Here is a 23,406-nt window from a genome sequence, read left to right as displayed (position 1 = left end):
CAACACGAGGAGAACGGCAGTGCGCCGCGACTTCTACCACCTCAGCCCCGACATGGCTGGCAGCGAACAGCAGTCCACTGACGCCGCAAACGGTGGAAACCTCGCTACGTCAGCGCTGCGAGTACTGCGCGGCCATCCCGCCGCCCGCCCCGCCGCGATCGGCGTCGCGCTGGCCGGCAGCATCGCCGCCCTGGCAGCGGCCTCACCGATCAGCGCGATGCTCGATCCAACCGCCGAGGCAACACCGCCACAGCAGACATCCAGCGCGCCAACGACGTCGGTCACCACACCCAGCCGCCCGACCTCACCGTCGGAGCAACCCTCGTTGCTGATGGCAGAACTCGACCGGGCAAAAACCGCGTTGGCCTGGGCTGGCCGCATCATCCAGACCGCCGAGCAGTCGATGACCACGATCCGCCACAAGTCCGAACCGACTGCGGCGCTCAACCAGCTCCGGCCGCACGGGGCGACTATCACCAAGGCCAAGGCCGACCTGGTTCGCACCACGGAAACCCTGCAAAGCCTCCGAGCCTCCGCGGACCGCGCCGCACCCGCTGTCCAAGCACTGATACCGGAGGCTGTCGCCGAAGCCGGAAACCTGCTCCGCCGAGCCGATAGCCTGCACCAGACCCACTCCAGGATGCTTGCCGAAACTCAGCAGGCAGCCGCTGATCTCACCGCCGAGCGTGCACTGCGTCAAGCCAACGGCCCGGTCCACGAAGCCGAAGCAGTCGCCCAGCGAATCGTCACTGCGGCGACCTCGGTGGACAAGTTCCTCACCGACAATCAGAGCGGCGCCGCGACATCCCGCGCCCTGGAGGAACTGACCAGCACCCTGGGAGCCGCAGCCGGACCGGTGGCCGGTGGAACCGCCGCGGCCAAGTCCGCAGTCGAAGCAAGCAAGTCCGCCTCGCAACAACTGCGCAGCACTGGCCAGGGCCTGCTTGAACGAGCGACCAGGGCCCGCGTGACCATTGACAGGGCGCGCGAGCGACTACCCGATCTCCAGATCAAGTTGGTCAGGCTCCAGAACAACGAGGCCGCCCTGTCCACAATGGAGAGTGCCTTCGCCGCGCACACCGCTACAGGAAGTGCGGAACAGGCTCTGGCCGCGGCTCGCCAGACCCATGAGGACGTCGCCCGCCTGCTCGCGGCAGGAGAGGCAGTCCTAGCCCTCCACCGCGCGCAAGACACCAAGAACGCTCTGGCCACGACAACCGACCGGCTGCGAATCACGGCCGAGGCCATCCAGGATGTCCAACGTCAGCTTGCCGCAGCGCCGACCCCTGACGATCCAGTCAGACACGCCGCCCTGGCCTTGTTGTCCACCACTCAGGAGTCCAACCGCCGGCACACCGAAGAACTCGACAAGCTGACGACGAGCACCCGCGCTCAAGTCGAGCAGGCGACAGCGAAACGAAACGGCCCCGAGCCAACAGAGGCTCCGCAGGGCCAAGCCAGCTCCACCCCCACTGTCTCCACCCGCCCAAGCCACGCCGCAGCCAGCAGAACACCGGTGTCACCCGCCGTCTCAGGCCGCGGATCCGTCGCCGCCCGCGCCGCCCTGACCCAGCTCGGAGTTTCGTACCGCTGGGGCGGCACCAGCCCAGGCAAGGGCTTCGATTGTTCCGGCCTGACCCAATGGGCCTACCGCCAGGCAGGCGTCCACATCCCACGCACCTCCGGTGCCCAGGCCACTGGCACACGCCTTGCCCGAGAGCAGCTCCGCCCCGGTGACTTGATCGTCTGGCAGGGGCACGTGGCGATGTTCATCGGGGAGGGCCGGATGGTGGAGGCGGGCGATCCGGTACAGGTAAGGAAATTGCGCACTACCAACCTGAATATGAAGTTCCTCGGATTTTACCGGCCGAGCGGGTGACTCCGGATGTGGACAGCGCAGGCTCAACAGCACGCCGATGCATCAACCGCACCGACAGTAGTCGACACCAGTCCCAGCGACAGCTGGATGATCGAGGCCTGCCAACACGGGACCGGAACGCGCTACCCACCCGTCCTGGTTGCCACCACGCCTTCGGAAGTAACGATACCCGGCGATCCTGTCACCACCCTGGCCACCGACCTCATGACCGACTCACGCACGGCCGTCTCCGGCCGCGGATCATCCGCAACGGCGCCAGTTCCATACGCACCACACTGGAGCGGAAGATCCCGGAATGCGGGGCCGTCCCTGCTTCCTGCGACGGCGGTCCCACACCGATCGACACTGCCGACCAGTCCGAAGTAGACGTCAAGCTGACTCGAATCACCGATATGGAGCCACATCATGACCATTCCACCGCCCAATGAGATCGGTCTGTTCAAGCCTTCGGCGTGGCCGCCGGCGTGGCGTTTCGTCCTGAGTAACGTCGAGCTGACCGAGAATCAGGCTGCGGACCTCATTGAGGAGTTGGCTTGTAGGTTCGGTTTCGGGCTGGCGCTCTGGACCCGGCGGCACCTCCAAGCGATGCTCGTCCCTGCCACCGATCCACATCCCCGTGCAGTCACCGACGCCGAATGGCATCGGGTGACGGAAACCCTGGCGTGGGCTGAGCTTGGTTCCCTTGCCGAGGACCCCGACGTGTGCGGAGCTGACCTGCTGCTGGCGATCAGGCAGGCCGGTCTGTTGTGCTACAGCTGTGGTCTGGCCCTGCCTGCTGACAGCGCGATCGCCGAGACCTGGGGGCTCTGCCTGGCCTGCCGTGCGGCCACCACCAGTGAGGACATCCTGCGCGCCGGTTGCGTCAGCGACCGCGCAGGGATCCATGAACATGACGACGGTCACTGCGTCCGATGCGGGGTCCCCATGCCCGACCCGACGACGAGATGAGGTTCCGGTGGCAGTCTGTCGCCGGCCAGCCAGGAGTTCCCCTCGTGCGCCCAACTCGACCCCAGAGGGGTCACACTCAGTAACCTCAGTGCCGATACCAACCCCGAAGAAGCAATCGCCTCAATACTTGCTGCACTCGGCGCAGGAACCGTACACAGCCAGCGAGTCGCTCGGCACAGCCCCGCTGGAATCACTGCGGAACTCGACGCCGACAGCCCCGCATGTGCGCGATCATAAGTCAGGTGAGCTCTGCGATCGCCGCGGCCACGTTCGGGAGCCGTAGGTAGGCCGCTGCTCGGTGGAAGTCCAGGCGGTGGATCGATGCTTCAATGTCGGCGTTCACTCCGTCGAACTTCCGGGCCAACCACCGGGGGATCGCGACAATGTCACCGGGGTCCGCGATGTTGACCCAGCGCCGGACTCCGGGCGGTCGGTGTGCGCGGCCGAGGCGAGGCGCGGGGAGCAACCGTTCGAAGATGATGTTGGGCAGGCCGAGTGGCGACCCGAGGGTGATCAGTAAGTCGACGTCGATGTCGGGCATGGCCCAAAGGGCTTCGTAGGCGATCACCGAGCCGAGCGAATGCGCGATGACTACGTCCGGTTGATGCTCGACGAGCGCATCAATCACCGTGGCGCGGGTGGCGGCTCGGCCGGGGCTGTTCGGCCGCTGGAGGTAGGCATGGACTTCGCGACAGAAGACTGCGACGAAGGCGGACATCATGGACTCGGCTACGCCGCGACGGGCAGCGAGCAGGGCGATGGCCTGCCTCAGCGGCAGCGTTAGCCGACCCTGACTCACGTGGACAGTGTCGATGTCAGCGACCAGAGCGGCCAGCACGTCCAATTCGCCCATGGAAAGGGTCGTCGGATCGGTGTCGGGTCCTTGTCGATGGCGTCGGTGCAGGTTAGGGGCCCAGTACGCCACGCGCACTGCTGCGGGCTCGGCAAGTACGCCGCCGCCGGCGAGCTGTGTTCGCCAAGTGCTCGTGAGACGCTCGGCGGCCAGCTCGGCGGGTCGGTGCCGGTCGAGGTTGCCGATGCCGTGCACGCCGAGGATGCGGGTCACAAGTCACCACCGATTTCCAATGCGCCCATGTCCAGTACGGCGACCTCTCTTCCGTATCCGATGGCCACGAGTCCGTCGTCGTCAACGGCGAGACAGTGGATCCATCCGCCGGGAACCACGGTGTCCATGATGCGCTCGCCGGTGCGCAGGTCGTGCACGCCAAGATGCCCGGTCTGCGTGCCGACCACGGCTACGGCGCGACCGCCGACGGTTGTGCACGCGAGCGCGGTCTGATATCGCTGGTCGTCGGTGTTGACGACGCGGCTGACGAGTGCGCCGGTTCGGGCCTCCCACACCGCGAGGGTGCCCTCGAAGTCGGCGAACACCAGGAGTGGAGTCTCGTCCTGGTCATGCACGGCCAGCGACTGCCGAGCGTTGTATCCCTCGAAGGCGTCGATCGTGACGTCACGCCGGGTCAGAGTCGAAAGGTCGTACTGAAGGACGTGACCGATGGTGACGTCCGATGCGTAAGGCGCGCGCAAGCCGACGAGCACGGGGGCTCCGTCCAGCAGTATGGCGCGCCATACTGCTCTGTGATCGTCATCGGGAACGATCCAGCGCAGCAGCAGTTCCCCGGTGCGTACATCCCACATCCAGACCCGGCCTTCATCACCCGCTCCGACAATGACCGGCCCGCGTTCTGGCCACAGCAGGTCAACGCTGTGTACCCATGCCTTCTCCGCGCCCGGCTCGGGGTAGTCCGTGAGGGGCAGACCTGAGGCGAGGTCGTGTAACCGAACGCCAGCTTGAGGACTGCCGGTCACCGCGACCGTGCGGCCGCCGAGGGTGCCGACCGCGATGTCGGTGATCCGCAGGTCACCATGACGCAGCAGAGACACCCGGCCTCCGGCACGGGCGTCACGGCGGTACAGGTCACCTGTCAGACCACCGCTGAGGACGACCGGGTGGCCGTCCACTCGGGCCAGGGCGACCGACTCCACTCCTATCTCGTGACCCGGTGACACGTCGGTAGGCCCCGATTTCGACTGCACCATGTCGGCCACTCGGACGACGCCGTCGTCACATGCGGCAACGATTAGGGTGCGCCCGGCCGTCCTCACGGTCTTGAGGTCTGTCGCGTAACCACGCGCGACAGGAAGCCGCATCAGCTCACGCGGGTCGTGGGCACCGCCCAACTCCCGGACAGTTACGGCGCCGTCCCCGCTGGCGATCACCAGTGCGGCGCGACCGTCCAGCACCGTCGCGGCGAGCGCGGTCACCCCCTCGTATTGTGACCAGGCCGGAAACCGATCTTCGCCGGTAAACACGTCGCGAATCTGCACCATCGGCTGCTCCCGGGTGCCATGCTTTGTGGTGTGCACGTGCCGGGGGCCTGTCACAATGACGGGGCGGCCGTCGAGCTGGGCCAGGCGAGCCGTGAGCGATCCGGAGCGCGGTGGGCACTGGTGCACGGGTCCGATCCGGGTGCCACGCTGGAGGTCGACGACCCAGCAGGTGCCGCCGGGGTCGTTGTCCCCATACATCATGGTGCTGGCGACAGCGCCGACGAGTATGGGATGGTCACCGATCTCGGCGATCTCGAGGGAGCAGATCTCGCCGGCAGGCGCATCGATCACGGGAATGATCGCGACCCCGGAGTGAAGGTCACGCACTAGCACTCCCGGGTCTTCGTCGACTGCGACTACGGCGCGCCCAGCCAGCACCCCTGTGGCGAGGCAGCCTCCGTTGCTCACCGGATGCACGCGAACCACCTCTCCGGTGGCTGCGGACCGCACCACAAGGCTGTCGCGGCTGCGCATCACAACGACCGCCGCGCCGTCGACCTCGGCCGCCGCGAGCAGGTCCTGGTGCCACGGTCGCGCGCCGACCTCACGGTGCTCGTCCACCAACCTGATAGACGGCACCGTGAGCTCGCCCGAGTGCAGGTCGCGAAACCGGATGATCGTGTCGTACCCGTCTCGGTCGGTGCAAGTGCTCACCACGACATGCCGATCGGCCACCCGCGTCACGACCACGGCATGCACGCGGAAGTCCCCGTCGTCGAACACCGCGCGTACGGCCGGCATGATCTGGGAGCCGGTCGAGAACAGCGGCGCCAGCGGAAGCGGCGTCCCGGCCGGTCGGCTGAGCCGGTGCGCCAACACCGTGGCACCGAGCCGAGCACTGTTCATGGCTAGGTATTGGCGGCGCCGCTCGGGAGTCGCGGACAGCACGTCCTCAATGGCTATGCGGTAGACGGTGGCCGCAGTGACCGCTGCGGGCTGTGAGGCGCCGGGCAGCGCGGGAACTAGCGTTGCGGGGTCGGCGTAGACGAGGAACTCTGCATCGGTGAGCAACTCGTCGATCCGCCCGCCGTCGACCGCGTGCTGCACGGCGTGGCGCAGCAGGTATGGGTCAGCTTCCGCCCAGCGGCGCGACCCATCAGGCGCGCGGCCGATCTGACTGAGCAGGATGTCGGCGAGCTTGGCGAGGTTATCCGGGCCCATGCCGCTCATCGTGGATGTTCCCGGAGGTACTCAGCGAGGCCTTGGTGAAACAGCCGGAAGATACTCGTGCCGGTGATGTCGGCCGACTGGCGGAGGTAGAACCGGCCGTCCGCGAGAGCCTGGCGCACATCACTTGCCGAAGGCGACCGCGCGTCCGCCGGCGCGAATAGAGGCGCGATCGCCTGGATGACCGCGGGGGGCATGCCGTCGCCCCGCGCGTGCGCCAACGCGGCGAGGACCGGTCGCATCCAGGGCGAGACTCCGCTCTGGCGAAGGGCGGTCTCGAGCACCTCGGGCAAGGTCGACGGGACATGCGCGATAAGGCGTTCGACCCCGGCCCTGTCGGCGACCGGCGGCAAAGTGTGCGCGACGTACTCGGCAAACAGTCGCGCGATGAGGAACCCACCCCATCGCGGGCGGTCGCCGTCCGGCTCGCTGGTCAGGGCCGTGGCGATCCCGTCGGCGATCGGGCCCACGAACCGGTGTCCCTCGACCGAGCCGTACCCAGGGCTGGCCTGCAGGACACGCTCGACGTACACACGCAGGCTGTCAGCCAGCTCCGCCGCCGGGACCGCGTCGAGGTCGAGGATCTCGCCTCCACCGTCGAGCACGGCCTGGCGCAGCGGAGCGAACTCCTCCCAGGGACGCATACCGATGATCAGGCGACACACCGGGGAACCGTCCGCACGTCGTGTGCGCGCCAACGGAACGACCACCCGCGTGCTCAAGTCGGCCGCCTCGGCCGCCTCGTCCAAGGAGTCGATCACGATGACCGGAGCGTCGGCACGCTCGGCGAGCACTTCGATCAGGTCCGCGACTGAGGACGCCGCCGTCTCCGGCACGAGTTGGCTCAGCAGCGACGCAGTGACGGCTTCGGCGGTCTGCTGACGGGCGTGCACGGCGGCGAGGTGCGGCGTCGCGGCGGGCGCGGGCAGATGTCCCCAAACCTCCTCGGTTGGGCCGCGCAAGGTCGGGTGCGCGGCGCACACCACGACACCCAGCAGCGCTGACTTCCCCACACCAGGGCTGCCGGTGACGATGCGCGGCGACCCGTCGCCGTCCCCGGTCACCCAGGCCGACAATGCGCGCAACTCACGCTCTCGTCCCTGGAAGAGCCCAGGTCGGCGACCGGCGTCCCAGCGCGCCGCCGCGCGGTCGCGGAAGTGGCGCGGATCGGCCAGGTGGTCGATCTCGCGAGCGAACTCGGCCAGCCGGTCCGGCACGTCGGCCAGGTCGCTATTGGCGATAGCGCGCCGGTAGTCCGGATTCGGAAAAAATGGTAGGTCCAACCGCGCGGCGACCATCGTGTCGATCGGCGTCCCTGTGGGTTCTTGGATCGGCAGCACCCGGTCCTCTCCGTGAGCGGCCACGAGGTCGCGGATTCGCGCCGACACCGCGAGGTACCCGACGGCGGGCCGGGCCGGGTGGGCGAAGAAGTTCCCCGCGCGAACTTCCTCGAGCGCGGCGACCACCGCACGGCTGAAACCGCAGTCGAAGGCATCCGTGTCGGGCGCGCACGCCGCAAGAACCCAGGCTCGGTTGGACATCTGGAAGGGTCGGCGGTGCCACCTGGGTACGGCGACCACACCAGAACGGCAGAAGTCGAGCAGGAACAGGGTTTGCGGACGGGCAGTTCCGCCCGCAACCACCGCTCTGACCCACGAATCGACATCGCACGCCTCGTCGCGGCACCCGTCAGCCCCGATCGCGTAGGCGATGTCGAGATCGAGCGGCTGGTACCCATGAGTGATCACGTGAACGATCACGACATCGTCCGGATCGGACTCCGTGATGATCCGGATCACTGCGGCACCCAGGTCGGCTGCGTTTGGGGCCGCCGTACCCACGAGCAGGGTCACGTGGTAACCGAGGTCGTCAAGCACTGCGGCCAACCGACCGGCCCAGTCATCTGCTCCCGGCAAGGGTGGCCAGCTCGCCGACCACCCCGGCTCTTGCTCGTCGTATGACAACTCATCGCCGCGGCCGTTGGCGAACGCCGCGATCCCCACCACGAGAGCCCGGCGCACGGCCAACCGCTCACCACCCAATTCGGCCCAGTCTCGGTGCAGACTTTACCGAACGAACCGGCACAGCCGGTGATGAGGAACACCCCCGCTACGGCTCCCGCGAGCGCGACACGATGGTGGCGTAAGGACGTCTCACGCCTCTGCGCGAGAGTTGTTCTCATCGCTATTGTTGTCCACACCATGACTCCTACCCCAAAGCGAGGGTAGAGGTCAGGCTCGCCGGCATCGGCTGAGGCTGCGGTCAGCCGGTTCGACCAACTTAAGCTCGACAACGACAAACTGCGGCGGGACAACCGCGAACTCACCGAGCACCTTGAACTGGCCGTCGCGAACATCCAGCGGCTCACCTTGGAAAACCACCGGCTACGTCAGCAAGTGGAGACCGCCACCAAGATCACTCGGATCGCCCCGAAGCACCAGCCATACTGACCAGAAGCCAGACTTGCCGGAACTCTAGTTTCCACCCCACGGCCGCGTCCTCGATCATCCTGACGCGACGGTCAACGAGCAGGAACAAACCCTCCCTACAACACGTCGAGATCAAGGTCGTCGCGACCATGATCGCCACCGGGCGGAGGGAGGTCGAGCTGGCGATCAACAACGTGCCGTGCGGCATCGAGGTGCAGAAGTACTGGAACGACGTCTGCGACAAGGTCCTGGCCCGTTTCCTCCCCGAGGGGTTCGCGTTGACCGTCTACGGCACCACCCGGGACAATCAGCCCTGGACGAAGACCTACACCGGCAGGAGACGTACGTGAACGGCACGGCCCTGCTCGCCCTGGTGGACGACGGCGGTGCCGACGTCCACGGCCTCGACCCCGCGGCGGTCATCGAGATCCTGTCCTCGACCGCGCAGGCCGGACCCAACCAGGCCTGGGCGCTGTTCGCCGATCCGGTCGATTACGCCGAAGCGCGACGGCTGACCGTTGGTTTGAGCGAGGACGGGCAACACGGCTGGCTGTCCTGGTGGGACGGATACCGACGCTGGGAACCCATCTCAGTCCAGCCGACGGGACGCTGGGTGGACTACTGGAATGCCGATCAGCACCTCCAGGTCGATGAAGGCCAGCACATGGCCGCCGCGACCATCGTGGCGGTAGTCCGAGAGTACCTGCAGACGCTGGACCGCCCGGCCTCGCTGGAGTGGCGCCCGACCGCCTGAACTGCGGGCCACACGCCGCCTGCTCGAACTCGTGGCGTGGTGATCGTGGCACTCACCGTCAACGGGTTGGTCCAGGGCGGTTGCCGCCGTCCCCGCCTGGTGATCAGGACGCTGTGCAGGTGTCGAGTATCGAGACCAGCGCGAGCCGTTCCGGCGAGGTGACGGTCGGCGCGTAGCGGTGCTTGACGTGAGTCCAGGCCCTGACATGGAGGCACCAGCTTCCCTCGCGAGGGGTTTCCACCGCGACGGGCATGATCATCCTTGGTTGGAGGCTGCGGAGACCGCGATCAGCTGTGGGTTGGCCAGGTCGTTGGCGAACTGGCGGCGGCTGCCGTCCCACGCCCAGACGCCGGAACGCGACCCTGCGGCCAACGGAACCATGTGATCAACGTCCATCTGGGACGTCGAGAACAAGATCCTTTTCTGGACTAAAGACCGTCCGACCTGGCCATTCACTACAAGTCTCATCGGCGCAACGAACCCTCGCGTTTCTGCCCAGCGCCCAGTAGTCATCAGGAAACGGATCGGCCCAGTGCGGTCACTCTGTGTCAAGGACAAGGTCGCCACGGCACTGCTACCCGCCGTGTGGTGAGGATCAGAGCTGCGGGAGGTAATGCGCTCAGAGTTGAACGGTCGTGAACCACATGGGCCGCCCCGCGTTACCTCCCTACGCGCCCCCCGGTGATTGCGGTACGGGCGCGGATCTCAACCAGGGAGATCTCGGCCACGGTTCGGAAGGTGGTGACACCACTGACGCCGGCCGATTCCTCAACGACTCGGCGGACCTGGTGCGTCAGGCGAGATGAGACGACCCCATGTGTGATCACGAACAGAACTTCGACGAGTCAACATTCAATGAGCTCATCGGTGGCGTTCCCTATATGCTCGGCTTCTACCCGCAGGACTGCCTGCTGGTACTCCCGTACATCCAGCTCGAACAGGCGCTCTTTTGCTGTGCGATCCGTGAGGAGATCTCCAATCTGATCAGCGGCGCTATCCAGCCCGACCAGCTCGCAGATGTCCTGCGTAGCAGGAACTGGGATTCAGCTGTACTGATGGTCATTGGCGGTGGAACCCATGCTGACGGTGGAGTGCCACCGCACTCCGGCCGACTTGCCGAGCTCGACAAGGCGTTGTGGTACGAAGGAATTCAAATACAATTCTCGTTCTGGGTTCCGCGGATCAAACAAGGAGAACGCTGGATCAGGTACTGTGAGGAAACGCCCCAATTCGGCGTGCAGAAGGACCCGCGAGTCTGTAGCACTGCTGTGAGAGCAGTGAGCAGGGGCAAGGTGATCTACGACTGCTTCGAGGAATTTGCAGACACGCTCAAACCGGGTAAAGATGCCAACCGTCGTAGCCGCCGATTGCACTCCGCGCTCCTGCAACCCAACAGTGACAACGAAAAAATTCGCGGAGGAATGGAGCTGTCCCGGAGTCTACGCGATGTGAACCAAGCGGTGCATGCAGCCGAGAACGACGAGTACCCAAGGAAGGATAAGGATCTGGTGTTGCTGGCCCACGCGCTGGGTGACTCATTGATCTGGAGCAGCTCGCTGAGATTCGCTTTCACGGAACACCGCCAGGCTGCCATTCGGCTGTGGCGGCACCTGACCCGAGAGCTGTCCGGCGGATATCGGGCCAACGCCGCGGTTCTGCTCGCTGTGACTGCCGGGGTCGACTGCAACACCGAACTGGTCAAGCTCGCTTTGAACATCGCTGCAGAGGAGGATCCCGTCCGAGCGGCGGAAGTGGAACTGATCGAGGGCATGCCCTACGGCGTGCTGCCAGCCGTAGGGCTCACCTCTTTGAGCTGCCAAGCCGCGATGGCGGCGGCGGAGATCGCCTTGATCATGGCCGACACGACCAACTGAACAAGGATCACCGGGTGTTGCCGGCCATGTCGGCAACACCCCCCGGTCAAACTGTCGCGGGCTGGCTACACGCCACCCCACAGCGGTGCTGCACGCTCGAGTTGTCTCGAAGGCGTTTCGTGGGCCGACGGCACTCCGGTGAGCAAGATCAGTTCCCGCTTTATTCCGGGAGATCAACGGCAAGTATCCACTGTGAACGGTCTGCAATGCATAGGTCGGCTCGGTTGTATGCGCTGGTCGTGGCAGGTAACGGCAGCGGTTGGTGACTGACGGCAGTTGTGGATCTTGTTTCGCAGGGTTGTTGGTTCGAGTCCAACCGGAGGAGCTTCACCCCAGGTCATCGGCCTGGGGTTGTTTGCTTTCTAGATCAAACCCGCACTTTACCCACACACTATTTTTGGTCCGCCCCAGCCGTGACCACGCCTTCCAGCACCGCCTTTGCCCCGGTTGAGGCCCGCCGCCGCCCGAAGTAGTTGTCCTGGGTCATGGACACCTTGGCGTGCCCGAGCTGATCCGCCGCCTGCCGCGCGGACAGCCCCGCCTCATCCATCAGCGTCGCCACCGTCTTCCAGTAGACGTGACTGGTCACCCACTCGAACCCAGCCGCCGTACAGTCATTCTTGTTCACTTCCTGAGGTTGTGGACGGCACGAGAGCGGTGAGGTTCCTAGGCCGGTAACCGCTCTTGTGTCCTTCTCTTCCTTGCGCCGCAACAAGACATGCGGCATCGCCACGGTACCCGAAGGTCCGAATCAGTCCTTTGTGGATAGTCCTAAGTAGACGATTCGGTCGCTACTCGCTCCGCTTGGGCTGCTGTAGCTCGTGGCGGTTCAGCGCCGCCTCCCGCTGCTGCTGTTGCTGGGTTTGCGCGAGGTGTGCCGAGGCGACGTGCCGGGCGTAGCGTTCTGTCAGCGCCGCGAACTCCCCGGCCATGCGCACCAGTTCCCGCGCGACCAGCACGGCCTGTGCCGCCCCGTCCGGGGTCTCGCGCACGGTGAAGGTCACGCCGCAGTGGCTGTCCGCGATCGCCAACATGGGCTGACCGGCCGAAAGCGTCAGCAGGGACACCGTGGTGCCCTCATCCGGCACCACCGACACGTGGACGCTCATCCGCACTCACCCGCCACTGCCGCCGGAGCGACCTCGCCGCTGGCCACGGGCGTCATCTGCTCGTACAGCCGCTGGAAGTCGTCGCGGTCGAGCACGATGACGATCTTCTGCACCGGCCCGCCGAAGACGAGCAACAGGTTCTCGTCGTCCCACGGCGCGACCCGAATCGAGGTGTCGTCGTAGATGGAGATGGTCATGTCCATCCCCAGTTCATCCCGCGTGATGGGCATCGTCAGGCCGCCTTACCGCCGTCGGTGCCCTTGGCCGCGCTCGGCCGGGACGCCGAGGTCACCGCGGACTTGAACCCGGTCGCCCGGAACAGCCAGCCCTGGTACTTGAACTCCCCGTTGCCGGACACGCGCGGCTCCACGGTCAGGCCGTCCAACTCGATCGGCCGCATGCCGGGCAGTACCTCCGGTGCGGGCGGCACCGGCTGCACGTCAGCGAGAAAGGTGATCTGGAACGAAGCCCGCTTGGCCTTCGTCTCGTCCGGGTCAGTCACGGTGCCGACCCACTGCCGCTTACCGGTCACCGGGTCGACCTTCTGCCGGGGCGGCTTGCTCTTGTTCTCCTGGTACTCGAAGTCGGGCGCGATCTCGCCCACCAGGACGAGGCCCTTGCCGAACGCCTCATCAAACTCGATGAGGAACCGGTGCCCCCGCTGGATCGCCATGTCCGAGACCTCCCTGTTCGTTGGCCGTCTTGTCGGCCCTGTACCGCCAGGTCAGCGGCACATATCCAGGTTCGGCCCGGGTTCGTCCCGTCAAGATCGCGTCGTGCTCTCGTCTGCGACTTCTGCCTCTCGCTTTGTCTCGTCTATGTCTCATGCCGGTGGTAGCCTCGTCGCGTCTCGTCTGCTCAGGAGGCTGACATGACGCCACATCCGACGTTGCTGAAGTACCTGCTCCGCCAGCGCCACTTGCAGGGCTACCGCGCCTTCTGCAAGGAGTACGACCGGGTGGCCAAGAAGGTCGACCCGGACCTGCGCGGCAAGTACCCGAGCAAGGCGCAGTTCTACCGCTGGCTCTCGGGCGAGCTGATCGGCCTTCCGTACCCGGACCACTGCCGCATCCTGGAAGCGATGCTGCCCGGCCACGGCATCGAGGCCCTGCTGTCACCCCACGCCCCGGACGCCGCCTCACCCGTCCCGCAGGCCCCGCCGGCCGTTCTCCCCGCCGCTGGCGCGGGCACCTCCCCGGTGATCCGCCCCGCAACGACCGAGGTCGGCGAGATTATCTCCACCTACCCGCACCGCAACGCCATCCCGCCCGAGCTGTGGGACCGGCTGACCGCGAACGCGACCGAGCACGTGGAGGTGCTGGTCCACGCCGCGCTGTTCCTCACCGAGCGCCCCACCTTCGTACGCAGCCTGGCAACCAAGGCCGCCGAGGGTGCCAAGATCCGCCTGTTGTTCGGCGACCCGGCCAGCCCGGAAGTCGCCCTGCGCAGCGAGCAAGAGCGCTTGGGCGCGGAGACTCTAGGTGGCCGCATCCGCAACGCGCTGGCCTTCTACCGGCCGCTGCAAGGAGTAGACGGTGTGGAGATCCGATTCCATCGGACCACCCTCTACAACTCGATCTTCCGTTTCGACAACGAGATGATCGTCAACACCCATGTGTATGGGTTCCAAGGAGCACACGCGCCAGCGCTGCACCTGCGGAGCCAACCCACGCAGGGCCTGTTCGACATCTACACCGAAAGCTTCGAGACCGTCTGGAACCTGTCCACGCCCGCAGACTTCTGAAGGGGACACCAGTGGCACGCGTCGACTACTTCCACGACCCCAACGCCCCGAAAGCCAACAGCATTGCTGTCGCCGTCAGCGCCTTCGTTCAAGACGAAGCCGGGCGGTTGCTCATGATCCGCCGCGCCGACAACGACCTCTACTCGATCCCCGGAGGACAACTTGAACTAGGAGAGACTCTGACCGAGGCCGTGGTCCGGGAGCTGGTCGAGGAAACCGGGATCACCGTCGAGGTCACCGACGTGATCGGCATCTACTCGAACCCCAACCACGTGATCGCCTACGACGACGGCGAAGTTCGGCAGGAATTCTCTATCTGCTTCCGTGCCCGCCCCATGGGCGGCGAACTGCGGACGAGCAGTGAATCGAAGGAAGTCCAATGGGTCGAGCAGACGAGTCTGGACCAACTCAACATCCACCCATCCACCATGCTTCGAATTGGTCACGGCTTCGAGTATCGAGCTAACCCGTACTACACATAGCCGAGCCGTCGCCGCCTACGGCCCACCTTGGTTAAGGGTTCCACATGGGATCGTCTAGCCGACAGGTCGAAGATAGCTGTCCGGACGTCACAGAAACGTGACCGCACAGCAACCCGAATGACGAAACGTTCCGCCCTCTCCTTGCGACATAGATTCCACCAGTCCGGAACTTTCTAGCGGCAACGGGAGCCCCACCATGCTAGGTGACATAACAAGACAAGCTGCGTACAGTAGTTCGGAAGAAATTCCCGACGGTCAGGTTGATGAATATGATCTGACCTCTGCTCCTAACGACTTTAATGTCCTGACAATCATAAACTTCATCGACTCTGGTGTAGTTAAGATACCGGGATTCCAGCGAAACTATGTTTGGGACATAAAGCGAGCCTCGAAGCTGATTGAGTCTCTGATCATCGGGCTGCCGGTTCCGCAGATTTTCCACTACGAACGAGCTCGAAACAACTTCTTGGTCATTGATGGTCAGCAGCGTTTGATGACCATCTACTATTTCGTAAAGGGTCGCTTCCCTAATAAAGATAAACGTGCAGAGATTCGACAGATCTTCGATCGACATGGAGCTATGCCAGAAGACGTACTCCAGGATGATCGATACTTCAAGCCCTTTGCGCTGCAACTTTCCAGTACTCCGGAAGGAAAGCCTAACAAATTCACTGGGCGGAAGTATGCAACGCTAGGAGAGTATCAAACTCAATTCGATTTGCGGACGATTCGAAATGTTATCATCAAGCAGGTGAAGCCTAAGGATGACGACTCATCGATCTATGAGATCTTCAACCGGCTGAATTCAAGTGGGATGTCGTTGACACCCCAAGAGATTCGTCTTAGTCTCTACCATTCGAAGTTTTTCGACATGCTGTATCGGGTCAATTTGGAGCCTAGTTGGAGGCAGCTTATTAGCGCTCCTGAACCCGATATTCACATGCGAGATATCGAGATCCTGCTGCGGGCCGTTGCTGTCTGGATGGAACACGACAGCTACTCGGGATCAATGGTTCGATTTCTCAACAAGTTCTCAAGAATGGCTCAAGATTTCGACGAAGATAGGGTATTGAAGATTGAAGAATCAATTCATTGGTTCATTAAAGAGGCTACAAAATCAGTAAATCCTTCATCGCTTAGAAGTAGTCACTCTAGGTTGGGGATCACGCTCTTTGAAGGTTTGTTCACTGCAACTCTGCGGCTGCTTGATGCAGGATATTCGCCGATTCTCACAACGGATGTAGTTCGAAAGATTGGAGGCGACAAAGATTTCCAATCATATTCTCAGCAAAATACGACCGATACAGCTAATGTGCTAGGTAGGATCGCGCGAGCAGAGCAAATTCTCCGAGCTTCCCTGGTCTCGCCATGAGTGCATTCGAGGTCATTCAGAAGGTTTATGAGGAGCAGGCGGACCTTGCGTCTTATCTTAGAGAAAAGAACGAGATTTCATTCCTGAGTGCTCTTGAGTCATACTTTCCAAAGGTCACTCTTCTCGGAGCTGCAAGTGACCTTGAAGCGCGCACTGTTGAGTTGATAGTTAGTTACTTCTCTACGTGTACCAACTCTAATAAGCTGGCGGTAAACTTTGTGAAAAATAAAGCAGTGAACCGCCAGTACCACACATACTTCGATTGGGACAAGAAGTTGGCGGCCAACAAGTTCTTTAGCCTCTTTGGTCCAGAGTGCAAGCGTCACGTGCAGAATAGATGCAAAAGCGATGAAACCTTAAGGTTGTCGATTGACTCCTTCTGTGAAATTGGAGCTCTCAGAAATCAGCTCGTGCATAACAATTACGCCACCTTCTCCGTTAATCTAACTACGGAGGAGATATTCTCGAAGTATCAATCGGCTTTGCATTTTCTGGAAGTTTTCCCCGGTATACTCGACGAAATCCTCGCTATTCCAGAGGAGTTGTTTGTCGATTCCTCGGCGGAGCAGCTCTAAGTGAAGCAGTTGTTGATTCGTGCGCTTGCCGAATTTGGCTCTATGGGATCAAGGCGCGCCGCCGAGCGGCGCGCGGCGGGTGGTCGCGCTGGGTGCGCCGGGCGCACCCATGCGGGCACGGCCGCCATCCGCTCCGCTGCGGCGACCGGCCCGCCGCTGCGCCCGGCGAACCGCGGACTGCCCCCGGTGCCGGTAGCCGCGCGCCGCCCCACGAGCTGATCTGCGAGGGCCACCAGGCCGTGACGATCGCCTGCCTGGTCGCTCTGCTTGACTGCTTCCGGCGATCGCTGCCGCACCGACGCAAGCGCCGGCTTGCCATCGGGCCACGTGGTCACCCTGACTCGCAGGGCAAGATCATCACCATGCTTTACCCACACAAAACGACGAAAAACGTCCACAGTCAACCGTCGACTGTGGACGTTCCCATTCGCTATCTCCCCTGGTGGTGCGTGGTGCTGCGTGACAACGCGAGGCACCCAGCAGAGTTGATCTCGAATCGCAGGGTTGTTGGTTCGAGTCCAACCGGAGGAGCTTCACCCCAGGCCAGTGGCCTGGGGTTGTTTGCTTTCTTGGGGCGGGTCGGTTGGGGATGGCCGACAGGAGCCCTCTTGGTCGACCTCGACGGTCCGGGGTCCGTCTGTGTCACCTCGCCGTTCGTGGCTCTGAGTGCGCCCGGGTTTCCCCTGTGGTGGTCCGGAAACTGGGATGCCGGGTTGCGGGCTGGGTTCGTAGGTTGCGGCCATGGCGACACAGGTGATTGTGCTCAATGGTGGGTCGAGTTCGGGGAAGTCCGGGATCGGGCGGTGTTTGCAGGCCGTGTTGCCGGAGCCCTGGTTGCTGGTGGGGGTGGATACGTTCATCGAGCTGTTGCCGGGGTCGTTGCGGGGGGCCTCGGGTGGGGTGGAGTTCGGGGCGGATGGCCGGGTTGTGGTGGGGGCGGAGTTCCGGGCGTTGGAGGAGGCCTGGGCGGTGGGGATCGCGGCCATGGTGCGGGCGGGGGCTCGGGTGATCATCGACGAGGTGTTGCTCGGGGGTGGGGACGGGCAGCGGCGCTGGGGGGCCGTGTTGGCGGGGCTTGAGGTGTTGTGGGTGGGGGTGCGGTGTTCGGCTGAGGTGGCCGCGGGGCGGGAGATGGCTCGGGGGGATCGGATCGCCGGGATGGCGGCGGCGCAGGCCGAGCTGGTGCACCGGGGAGTGGGGTACGACCTTGAGGTGGACACCGTGGGGGTGGAGTCGGTGGCGTGTGCGCGGGTTATCGCGGCTCGGGTTCGGCGTTGAGGGTGGGGTTGTTTTTTGAGGTGGGCGTGGGGGGAAATGGGGGTTGACACGGGGGTTGTCGGGGTGATTTTTGGGGGCAATCTTCGGGCGGGGAAGTTTGCAGAGGAAAATGGGGCTGGGGGGCGCTGAGGGGCCGGGATTGTCGGGGGGCGCCGATAGGGTTAGCAGTAGTTCGACAGGCACGGAAGATGCAGGTCAGAGCTACTGGAGGTGGTGGATGACGGCAGCGGAGACCGAGGTTCCCCAGGTGAAGCTTGGGGCGATCATCGACTTCGTGGTCAGTGGTCCGGGGTTGCAGACCAGGACGGTGGAGAATCTTCGGCGGATGTATCTCGACGAGGCTGCTCGGCCGTGGTTCTACTACGAGCCGATGGTCAACGGGATAAAGCGCGCGCTGGCCAGTGAAGAGCCGGGGGAAGTGCTGGATTCAGTGGTGCACCGGATTGACGATCCGGCTAAGTCGGCGCATTTCCAAGAACTACGAGGGGGATTTCTGACATGGTTAGCGAAGGCACGGCCCGCGCTGGTTCCGGTCGGCGGCTCGGTGTGGCGGGGCAGCGACGGCGAGGTTGGGATCAGTCCGCACCTCGGGCTCACGCTCGGGGCTGATCCGCGGCCGCACGCGGTCATGCTCTACCTGAAGAAGCCCGAGCTGACCCAGGCCGCGGCCAACATTCCACTGTGGATGGTCGAGCGGCAGCTCGCGGAGATCCTGCCCGGTGGGCGGGCGGCCATCCTGGACGTGCGCCGGGGCAAGCTGTTCCGGTTGCGCGCCAACGCCTCCCCGAAGCGACTGGACGCCTCGGTGGCGGGGGCGCTGGCCAACTTCAGCACCATCTGGCAGGCCATCGCCTAGCCGGTTCGCGGCGACGGGGTCCTCCGCCGAGTCCGCCCCAGGGGGCTCGGCGGACCCGCCGCACCCCGGGTGCCGCGGCAAAAATCGCGTACCCCTACGGATGTTCCCCCGGATTGTCCGGCGACCTCGCTCGCCCGGAAGGTGCTGGCAGCGGCCGATTTCCCTGCCGGCCGCCACCACCTCGCGGGAGGAACACCGTGAACATCACCCGGAGGGCGAGCTTGATCGCCCTGACGGTCACCGCGCTCGCCGTGCCCCTGCTACCCGGCCTCGCGCTGGCGGAGCAGGAGCCCGGCGGGCGCGCTGTGGCGCCGACCGATCTCGCCCAGCTACCCCCGGCCGGACCCGGCACGCTGTCCATCGGCGGGCAGCGGGCCTCGGTCAAGGACTACCCGTTCATCATCGGCGGACTGCGTGAAGGCGGGCCCCGGCCACAGGGGCAGACCTGCACCGGCTCGGTGATCGCCGCGCGCAAGATCCTCTCCGCGGCGCACTGCGCGGACGCCGCGGGCGAGAAGTCCTTCCTGTACGGGCTGGACGACCTCAACGCCAGTGGCGGGTTCCGTACCAAGGTGCTGGAGTACAAGAAGCACCCCAAATACGTGAACTTCGACCAGGGCTACGACGTCGCGGTGGTCACCGTCGCCGACGACATCCCGGTGCCCGGCGGCGCCTACGCCAAGGTCGCCACCTCCGCCGACACCGGCCTGCACGCCCCCGGCAAGACCGGGCTGGGCCTGGGCTACGGCAAGAAGGACCACAACGACAACACCCGCAACGTCGAGCTGCACAAGTTCGAGCTGCCCATCGTCGAGGGCAGCAACTGCAACGGAGTCGGCGCCGGGTTCCGCGAGGCCACCATGATCTGCTCCGGCTACCCGGACGGCAAGATCACCATCCTGCAGGGCGACAGCGGCGGACCGCTGACCGTGGACGGCAAGGTGGTCGGCGTCGCCTCCTGGAGCCGCAGCGACTTCCGCTGGTACTCCGTCTACGGCCGGCTCAACAACGACATGGGCGACTGGGTCAAGCTGCAGCTCGAAGGCGGCCAGGAACCTCCGCCAGGGGACATCAAGCTCGCGCTCTCCCCGGAGAGCGGCAGCGCCCGGCCCGGCGGCTTCCTGCAGACCAAGATCACCGTCACCGGTGGCGGCCAGACCACGCTGACCGCCAGTGGTGCGCCCGCCGGGACCAGCGTGTTCTTCTCCCCGGCCACGGTCAGCTCCGGCGGCAGCTCCACCGCCTTCATCTGGACCGGCTTCAACACCCCGGCCGGCAGCTACCCGCTCAAGATCACCGGCACCTCCAACGGCAAGACCGGCAGCGCCGAGTTCGCCCTCACGGTCACCCGGTAGTCGGCGTTCTGCCAGGTGGGACGGGGTTGCGGCCCCGTCCCACCACTTTTTATTCAACGCCTGTTGACTTACCGTCCGGCTCCGCGCTACCGTTGCGCCAGTGCATTAGTTGCGTGCACGCAAGGGTTTGGAGGATGTCATCAGCGCGACGGAGCGGGATCGGCTGGTCGAGGAGCTGGGGGTGGTCCGGCGGGAGCTGATCGGTGAGATGCTGATCAACCTGAGCCGGAGCACCGGCGGCGCCGACCTCCAGCTGGTGCAGATCGCCACGCTGTTCACGCTCGATCGGGGGAGCGAGCCGACAGTGCGCGAGCTGGCCGAACGCATCGGCCGCTCGGTCTCGGCGACCAGCAGGCTGCTCGACCAGCTCGACCAGCGCGGGCTGATCCACCGGCGCGAGGACGAGAGCGACCGGCGCGCCAAGCGGATCGGCCTGACCGAGGCGGGCGCGGAGTTCCTGCTCGGCGTCGCCCGGAGCCGGGCCGAGGGCCAGTTGCGGCTGATGACCTACCTCTCCGAAACAGAGCAGCGCACCGTCCGCGAGGCGATGACGCTGCTGGCCGATGCGGCGAGGAGGCACGGGGATGAACACAGGTGAGCCGGTTGTCCTTGACCTGAGCGAGGTCAGGGCCGGCGCGGGGGAACTGGTCGGCGGCAAGGCGGCCAACCTGGGGGAGATGATCGGCGCGGACCTGCCGGTGCCGCCGGGGTTCGTGCTCACCACGCACGCCTACCGGGCGGTGGCCGACCCGCTGGAACTGAGCACCGCGGCGCTGGACCCGGCCGCGGCGCGGGAACTGATCCGCACCGCGCCGGTGCCGGCCGGACTGGTCGGGCTGATCACCGACGCCTACGCCCGGCTCGGCCGGGACGAACCGGTCGCGGTCCGCTCCTCGGCCACCGCCGAGGACCTGCCCTTCGCCAGTTTCGCCGGGCAGCAGGACACCTACCTCAACGTGGTCGGCGCGGACGCGCTGCTGGACGCGGTCCGCCGCTGCTGGGCCTCGCTGTGGACCGACCGCGCGGTCAGCTACCGGGAGACCAACGAGATCGAGCACGCCACCGTGCGGCTGGCCGTGGTGGTGCAGCGGATGGTGGCCGCCGAGGTCGCCGGGGTCATGTTCACCGCCAACCCGGTCACCGGCCACCGCGAGGAGATCGTGGTCGACGCCAGTCCAGGGCTGGGCGAGGCCGTGGTGTCCGGTTCGGTCAACCCGGACCACTTCGTGCTCGACGGGCACACCGGCGCGATCAAGCAGAGCCGCCTCGGCGACAAGCTCCTGGTCATCCGCGGCAAGGCCGGTGGCGGCACCGAGCACAGCACCCGCGCCGCGGCCGACGGCGAACCCTGCCTGACCCCGGCCCAGCTCCGCGATCTGGCCATGCTGGGCCGCCGGGTGCAGCAGCACTACGGGGCACCGCAGGACACCGAGTGGGCCATCGACGGCCACGGCACGCTGTGGCTGACCCAGTCCCGGCCGATCACCACGCTGTTCCCGTTGCCGCACACCGACAAACCGGGCCTGCGGGTGTTCTTCAACGGCAGTGTCGCCCAGGGCGTGTACCGGCCGATCACCCCGGCCGGGGTGGCCGGGCTGCGGCTGGCCACCGGCGGGATCAGCGCCGCGGTCGGCCTGCGGGTGCCCGATCCGGTGGCCGGGCCGCCGCTGCTGGCCGTCTCCGCCGGGCGGTTGTTCTTCGACATCACCCCGATCGTGCGCAGCCGGGTCGGCCGCGCGATCGCGCCCAGAATGCTCGACCTGATGGAGGCGAGGTCAGCCCAGGTGCTCCGGGATCTGTTCCACGACGAGCGGCTCAGCATCACCCAGAAGTCGCCGTGGCCGTTCCTGCGCACCATCGCCAGGTTCGCCCGCCGCACGCACGCCCCGGTCACCGTGCTCGGCGCGTTGCGCGATCCGGCCCGAGCGCGGAACAAGGCAGACCGCATCACCGCCGAGATCGACCGCCTGCTCACCGTCTCCGACGGGCTCACCCACACCCAGCGGCTGGCCTTCGTCGAAGCGGCCATGCCGGAGGTCACCGGCCCCCGGGTCGCCCGGATCATGCCGCTGGTGCCCGCCGGGTTCCTGCTGCTCGCCCTGGCCGGGAAACTGCTCGGCAAGGACGGCGGCCCGGAGGAACTGCGGATGGTGCTCAGCGGCATCCCGTACAACCCGACCACCGAGATGGACCTGGAGTTATGGCGGCTGGCCACCGCCATCCGCGCCGACGAGGCGGCCGCCCGCGAACTGCTGGACACGCCCAAGGAAGACCTGCTCATCCGCTTCCGGGCCGGTCTGCTGCCCGCGACCATCCACAGTGGACTGACCGATTTCCTGGCCAGGTACGGACATCGGGCGGTGGCCGAGATCGACCTCGGGGTGCCGCGCTGGTCGGAGGATCCCACGCACGTGCTCGGCGTGCTGGCCAACTACCTGCGGGCCGAGCACCCCGACCTGGCCGCGGACGCCCAGTTCGCCCGCGCTGCCACCGAGGCGCAGGCCAAGGCCGCCGAACTCGTCGCCAAGGTGCGCAAGCGCAGCCGGTTGCGCGGGAGGCTGCTGCGGTTCGCGCTGGACCGGGTGCGCGGCATCGCCGGACTGCGCGAGCTGCCCAAGTACCTGCTGGTGCTGACCCTGGCCCGGATGCGTGCCCAGTTGCGGCTGCTCGGCGCGGAACTCGCCGCACGTGGCCTGCTCACCACGGCCGAGGACGTGTTCTTCCTGGACACCAAGGAGGTCAGGGCCGCACTCGAGGGCGCCGACCACCGTGAGCTGATCACGCACCGGCAGGCCGAGCACCAGCGGGAACTGCGGCGCAAGCACCTGCCGCGGATCCTGCTCTCCGACGGCGCCGAGCCCGAGGCCGAGGCACTGGCCGGCACCGAGCAGATCGAGGGCGCGCTCACCGGCACCGCAGCCTCCGCCGGGTCGGTCACCGGCATCGCCAGGGTGGTCATGGACCCCACCGGCGCGCACCTGGAACCCGGCGAGATCCTCATCGCCCCCTCCACCGACCCCGGCTGGACCCCGCTGTTCCTCACCGCGGGCGGCCTGGTGATGGAGATGGGCGGGCCCAACTCGCACGGCGCGGTGGTCGCCCGCGAGTACGGCATCCCGGCCGTGGTCGGGGTGTCCGGGGCGACCGAACGGATCAGCACCGGACAGCGGGTCACGGTCAACGGCTCCAGCGGCCAGGTCACCGTCGAGGAAGTGTGATCTGGACCTCACCG

The 23,406-nt window shown here is 65.6% G+C and carries 21 protein-coding genes and 1 pseudogene; 14 read left to right on the top strand and 8 right to left on the bottom strand.

Annotated features, from left to right (window positions below; translation table 11 throughout):
- Positions 1-19: 19 nt before the first annotated feature.
- Positions 20-1,879: an NlpC/P60 family protein gene (locus MZC64_RS48785; RefSeq protein WP_247759643.1), complete on the top strand. Its 1,860-nt coding sequence runs from the start codon at positions 20-22 to the stop codon at positions 1,877-1,879.
- Between the two features lie 405 nt (positions 1,880-2,284).
- Entirely contained in the window at positions 2,285-2,827 is a 543-nt protein-coding gene (locus tag MZC64_RS23880) for a hypothetical protein (protein WP_247759644.1), read from the top strand.
- A 238-nt stretch (positions 2,828-3,065) separates the two neighbouring features.
- On the opposite strand, the gene MZC64_RS23875 is transcribed toward MZC64_RS23880, so the two are convergent.
- The 3 genes from MZC64_RS23875 to MZC64_RS23865 are packed head-to-tail and all read right to left on the bottom strand — an operon-like array spanning position 3,066 to position 8,352.
- Positions 3,066-3,893, bottom strand: coding sequence for a serine peptidase (locus tag MZC64_RS23875; protein WP_247759645.1), 828 nt, complete (start codon positions 3,891-3,893; stop codon positions 3,066-3,068).
- The gene (locus MZC64_RS23870) at positions 3,890-6,349 is read right to left on the bottom strand and encodes a WD40 repeat domain-containing protein (protein WP_247759648.1); all 2,460 of its coding nucleotides are present in this window, start codon (positions 6,347-6,349) and stop codon (positions 3,890-3,892) included. The genes MZC64_RS23875 and MZC64_RS23870 overlap by 4 nt, the downstream gene beginning before the upstream one ends.
- Complete coding sequence (locus MZC64_RS23865) at positions 6,346-8,352, bottom strand: AAA family ATPase (RefSeq protein ID WP_374205796.1); 2,007 nt, start codon at positions 8,350-8,352, stop codon at positions 6,346-6,348. Before MZC64_RS23865 ends, MZC64_RS23870 begins: the two co-directional genes overlap by 4 nt.
- Before the next feature lie 422 nt (positions 8,353-8,774).
- Here MZC64_RS23865 and MZC64_RS23860 point away from each other — a divergent pair.
- Positions 8,775-9,125: pseudogene (locus tag MZC64_RS23860) on the top strand (DddA-like double-stranded DNA deaminase toxin); the annotation flags it as partial.
- A complete protein-coding gene (locus MZC64_RS23855) occupies positions 9,122-9,529 on the top strand; it encodes a hypothetical protein (RefSeq protein ID WP_247759654.1) in 408 nt (135 codons plus the stop codon). The pseudogene MZC64_RS23860 and the gene MZC64_RS23855, both read left to right, overlap by 4 nt.
- A gap of 255 nt (positions 9,530-9,784) precedes the next feature.
- Here MZC64_RS23855 and MZC64_RS47980 read toward each other — a convergent pair whose 3' ends face one another.
- Positions 9,785-9,910, bottom strand: coding sequence for a hypothetical protein (locus MZC64_RS47980; RefSeq protein WP_282105793.1), 126 nt, complete (start codon positions 9,908-9,910; stop codon positions 9,785-9,787).
- A 434-nt stretch (positions 9,911-10,344) separates the two neighbouring features.
- On the opposite strand from MZC64_RS47980, the gene MZC64_RS23850 reads away from it, so the two are divergent.
- Positions 10,345-11,403 carry a DUF4192 domain-containing protein gene (locus tag MZC64_RS23850; RefSeq protein WP_247759657.1) on the top strand — a complete coding sequence of 353 codons (1,059 nt, stop codon included), beginning with the start codon at positions 10,345-10,347 and terminating at the stop codon, positions 11,401-11,403.
- Positions 11,404-11,794: 391 nt separating this feature from the next.
- Here the strand turns inward: MZC64_RS23850 and MZC64_RS23845 are convergent, their stop codons facing one another.
- From MZC64_RS23845 to MZC64_RS23830, 4 genes are all read right to left on the bottom strand, one after another.
- Positions 11,795-11,992: a hypothetical protein gene (locus tag MZC64_RS23845; RefSeq protein WP_308301062.1), complete on the bottom strand. Its 198-nt coding sequence runs from the start codon at positions 11,990-11,992 to the stop codon at positions 11,795-11,797.
- Positions 11,993-12,194: 202 nt separating this feature from the next.
- Complete coding sequence (locus tag MZC64_RS23840; RefSeq protein ID WP_247759658.1) at positions 12,195-12,512, bottom strand: hypothetical protein; 318 nt, start codon at positions 12,510-12,512, stop codon at positions 12,195-12,197.
- Positions 12,509-12,742, bottom strand: coding sequence for a hypothetical protein (locus MZC64_RS23835; protein WP_247797739.1), 234 nt, complete (start codon positions 12,740-12,742; stop codon positions 12,509-12,511). Before MZC64_RS23835 ends, MZC64_RS23840 begins: the two co-directional genes overlap by 4 nt.
- A gap of 2 nt (positions 12,743-12,744) precedes the next feature.
- Positions 12,745-13,185: a hypothetical protein gene (locus tag MZC64_RS23830; protein ID WP_247759661.1), complete on the bottom strand. Its 441-nt coding sequence runs from the start codon at positions 13,183-13,185 to the stop codon at positions 12,745-12,747.
- A 198-nt stretch (positions 13,186-13,383) separates the two neighbouring features.
- Here MZC64_RS23830 and MZC64_RS23825 point away from each other — a divergent pair, with 198 nt between their 5' ends.
- The 9 genes from MZC64_RS23825 (at position 13,384) to MZC64_RS23785 (ending at position 23,392) form a co-directional block, all read left to right on the top strand.
- Positions 13,384-14,256: a DUF5919 domain-containing protein gene (locus tag MZC64_RS23825; protein ID WP_247759663.1), complete on the top strand. Its 873-nt coding sequence runs from the start codon at positions 13,384-13,386 to the stop codon at positions 14,254-14,256.
- 11 nt (positions 14,257-14,267) lie between these two features.
- Complete coding sequence (locus MZC64_RS23820) at positions 14,268-14,738, top strand: NUDIX domain-containing protein (protein WP_247759664.1); 471 nt, start codon at positions 14,268-14,270, stop codon at positions 14,736-14,738.
- Between the two features lie 196 nt (positions 14,739-14,934).
- On the top strand, positions 14,935-16,110 hold the full coding sequence (locus MZC64_RS23815; RefSeq protein WP_247759669.1) for a DUF262 domain-containing protein: 1,176 nt from the start codon (positions 14,935-14,937) through the stop codon (positions 16,108-16,110).
- The gene (locus tag MZC64_RS23810; protein ID WP_247759670.1) at positions 16,107-16,685 is read left to right on the top strand and encodes a HEPN domain-containing protein; all 579 of its coding nucleotides are present in this window, start codon (positions 16,107-16,109) and stop codon (positions 16,683-16,685) included. The genes MZC64_RS23815 and MZC64_RS23810 overlap by 4 nt, the downstream gene beginning before the upstream one ends.
- 741 nt (positions 16,686-17,426) lie before the next feature.
- A complete protein-coding gene (gene cpt, locus MZC64_RS23805; protein WP_247759671.1) occupies positions 17,427-17,963 on the top strand; it encodes a chloramphenicol phosphotransferase CPT in 537 nt (178 codons plus the stop codon).
- Positions 17,964-18,180: 217 nt separating this feature from the next.
- Entirely contained in the window at positions 18,181-18,819 is a 639-nt protein-coding gene (locus MZC64_RS23800; protein ID WP_247759674.1) for a hypothetical protein, read from the top strand.
- 197 nt (positions 18,820-19,016) lie between these two features.
- Positions 19,017-20,174, top strand: a complete 1,158-nt coding sequence (locus MZC64_RS23795; protein WP_247759677.1) for a trypsin-like serine protease — start codon at positions 19,017-19,019, stop codon at positions 20,172-20,174.
- A gap of 109 nt (positions 20,175-20,283) precedes the next feature.
- Positions 20,284-20,772: a MarR family winged helix-turn-helix transcriptional regulator gene (locus tag MZC64_RS23790; protein WP_247759679.1), complete on the top strand. Its 489-nt coding sequence runs from the start codon at positions 20,284-20,286 to the stop codon at positions 20,770-20,772.
- Entirely contained in the window at positions 20,759-23,392 is a 2,634-nt protein-coding gene (locus MZC64_RS23785) for a PEP/pyruvate-binding domain-containing protein (protein ID WP_247759683.1), read from the top strand. The genes MZC64_RS23790 and MZC64_RS23785 overlap by 14 nt, the downstream gene beginning before the upstream one ends.
- The last annotated feature ends 14 nt before the right edge of the window (positions 23,393-23,406 follow it).

Origin of the sequence: Crossiella sp. S99.2 (genome assembly GCF_023094165.1) — a bacterium.
Classification (GTDB): domain Bacteria; phylum Actinomycetota; class Actinomycetes; order Mycobacteriales; family Pseudonocardiaceae; genus Crossiella.
The sequence above is the reverse complement of the archived record's forward strand: the minus strand, read 5'-3'. Positions and strand labels throughout refer to the sequence as shown.

What these genes read in the sequence shown, in the direction of transcription:
- MZC64_RS23870 (WP_247759648.1), bottom strand. Translation starts at nt 6,349, where the DNA reads ATGAGCGGCATGGGCCCGGATAACCTCGCCAAGCTCGCCGACATCCTG.
- MZC64_RS23830 (WP_247759661.1), bottom strand. Translation starts at nt 13,185, where the DNA reads ATGGCGATCCAGCGGGGGCACCGGTTCCTCATCGAGTTTGATGAGGCG.
- MZC64_RS23800 (WP_247759674.1), top strand. Translation starts at nt 18,181, where the DNA reads ATGACGGCAGCGGAGACCGAGGTTCCCCAGGTGAAGCTTGGGGCGATC.
- MZC64_RS23815 (WP_247759669.1), top strand. Translation starts at nt 14,935, where the DNA reads ATGCTAGGTGACATAACAAGACAAGCTGCGTACAGTAGTTCGGAAGAA.
- MZC64_RS23880 (WP_247759644.1), top strand. Translation starts at nt 2,285, where the DNA reads ATGACCATTCCACCGCCCAATGAGATCGGTCTGTTCAAGCCTTCGGCG.
- MZC64_RS23825 (WP_247759663.1), top strand. Translation starts at nt 13,384, where the DNA reads ATGACGCCACATCCGACGTTGCTGAAGTACCTGCTCCGCCAGCGCCAC.
- MZC64_RS23810 (WP_247759670.1), top strand. Translation starts at nt 16,107, where the DNA reads ATGAGTGCATTCGAGGTCATTCAGAAGGTTTATGAGGAGCAGGCGGAC.
- cpt (WP_247759671.1), top strand. Translation starts at nt 17,427, where the DNA reads ATGGCGACACAGGTGATTGTGCTCAATGGTGGGTCGAGTTCGGGGAAG.
- MZC64_RS23840 (WP_247759658.1), bottom strand. Translation starts at nt 12,512, where the DNA reads ATGAGCGTCCACGTGTCGGTGGTGCCGGATGAGGGCACCACGGTGTCC.
- MZC64_RS23785 (WP_247759683.1), top strand. Translation starts at nt 20,759, where the DNA reads ATGAACACAGGTGAGCCGGTTGTCCTTGACCTGAGCGAGGTCAGGGCC.
- MZC64_RS23850 (WP_247759657.1), top strand. Translation starts at nt 10,345, where the DNA reads ATGTGTGATCACGAACAGAACTTCGACGAGTCAACATTCAATGAGCTC.
- MZC64_RS23835 (WP_247797739.1), bottom strand. Translation starts at nt 12,742, where the DNA reads ATGCCCATCACGCGGGATGAACTGGGGATGGACATGACCATCTCCATC.
- MZC64_RS47980 (WP_282105793.1), bottom strand. Translation starts at nt 9,910, where the DNA reads ATGGTTCCGTTGGCCGCAGGGTCGCGTTCCGGCGTCTGGGCGTGGGAC.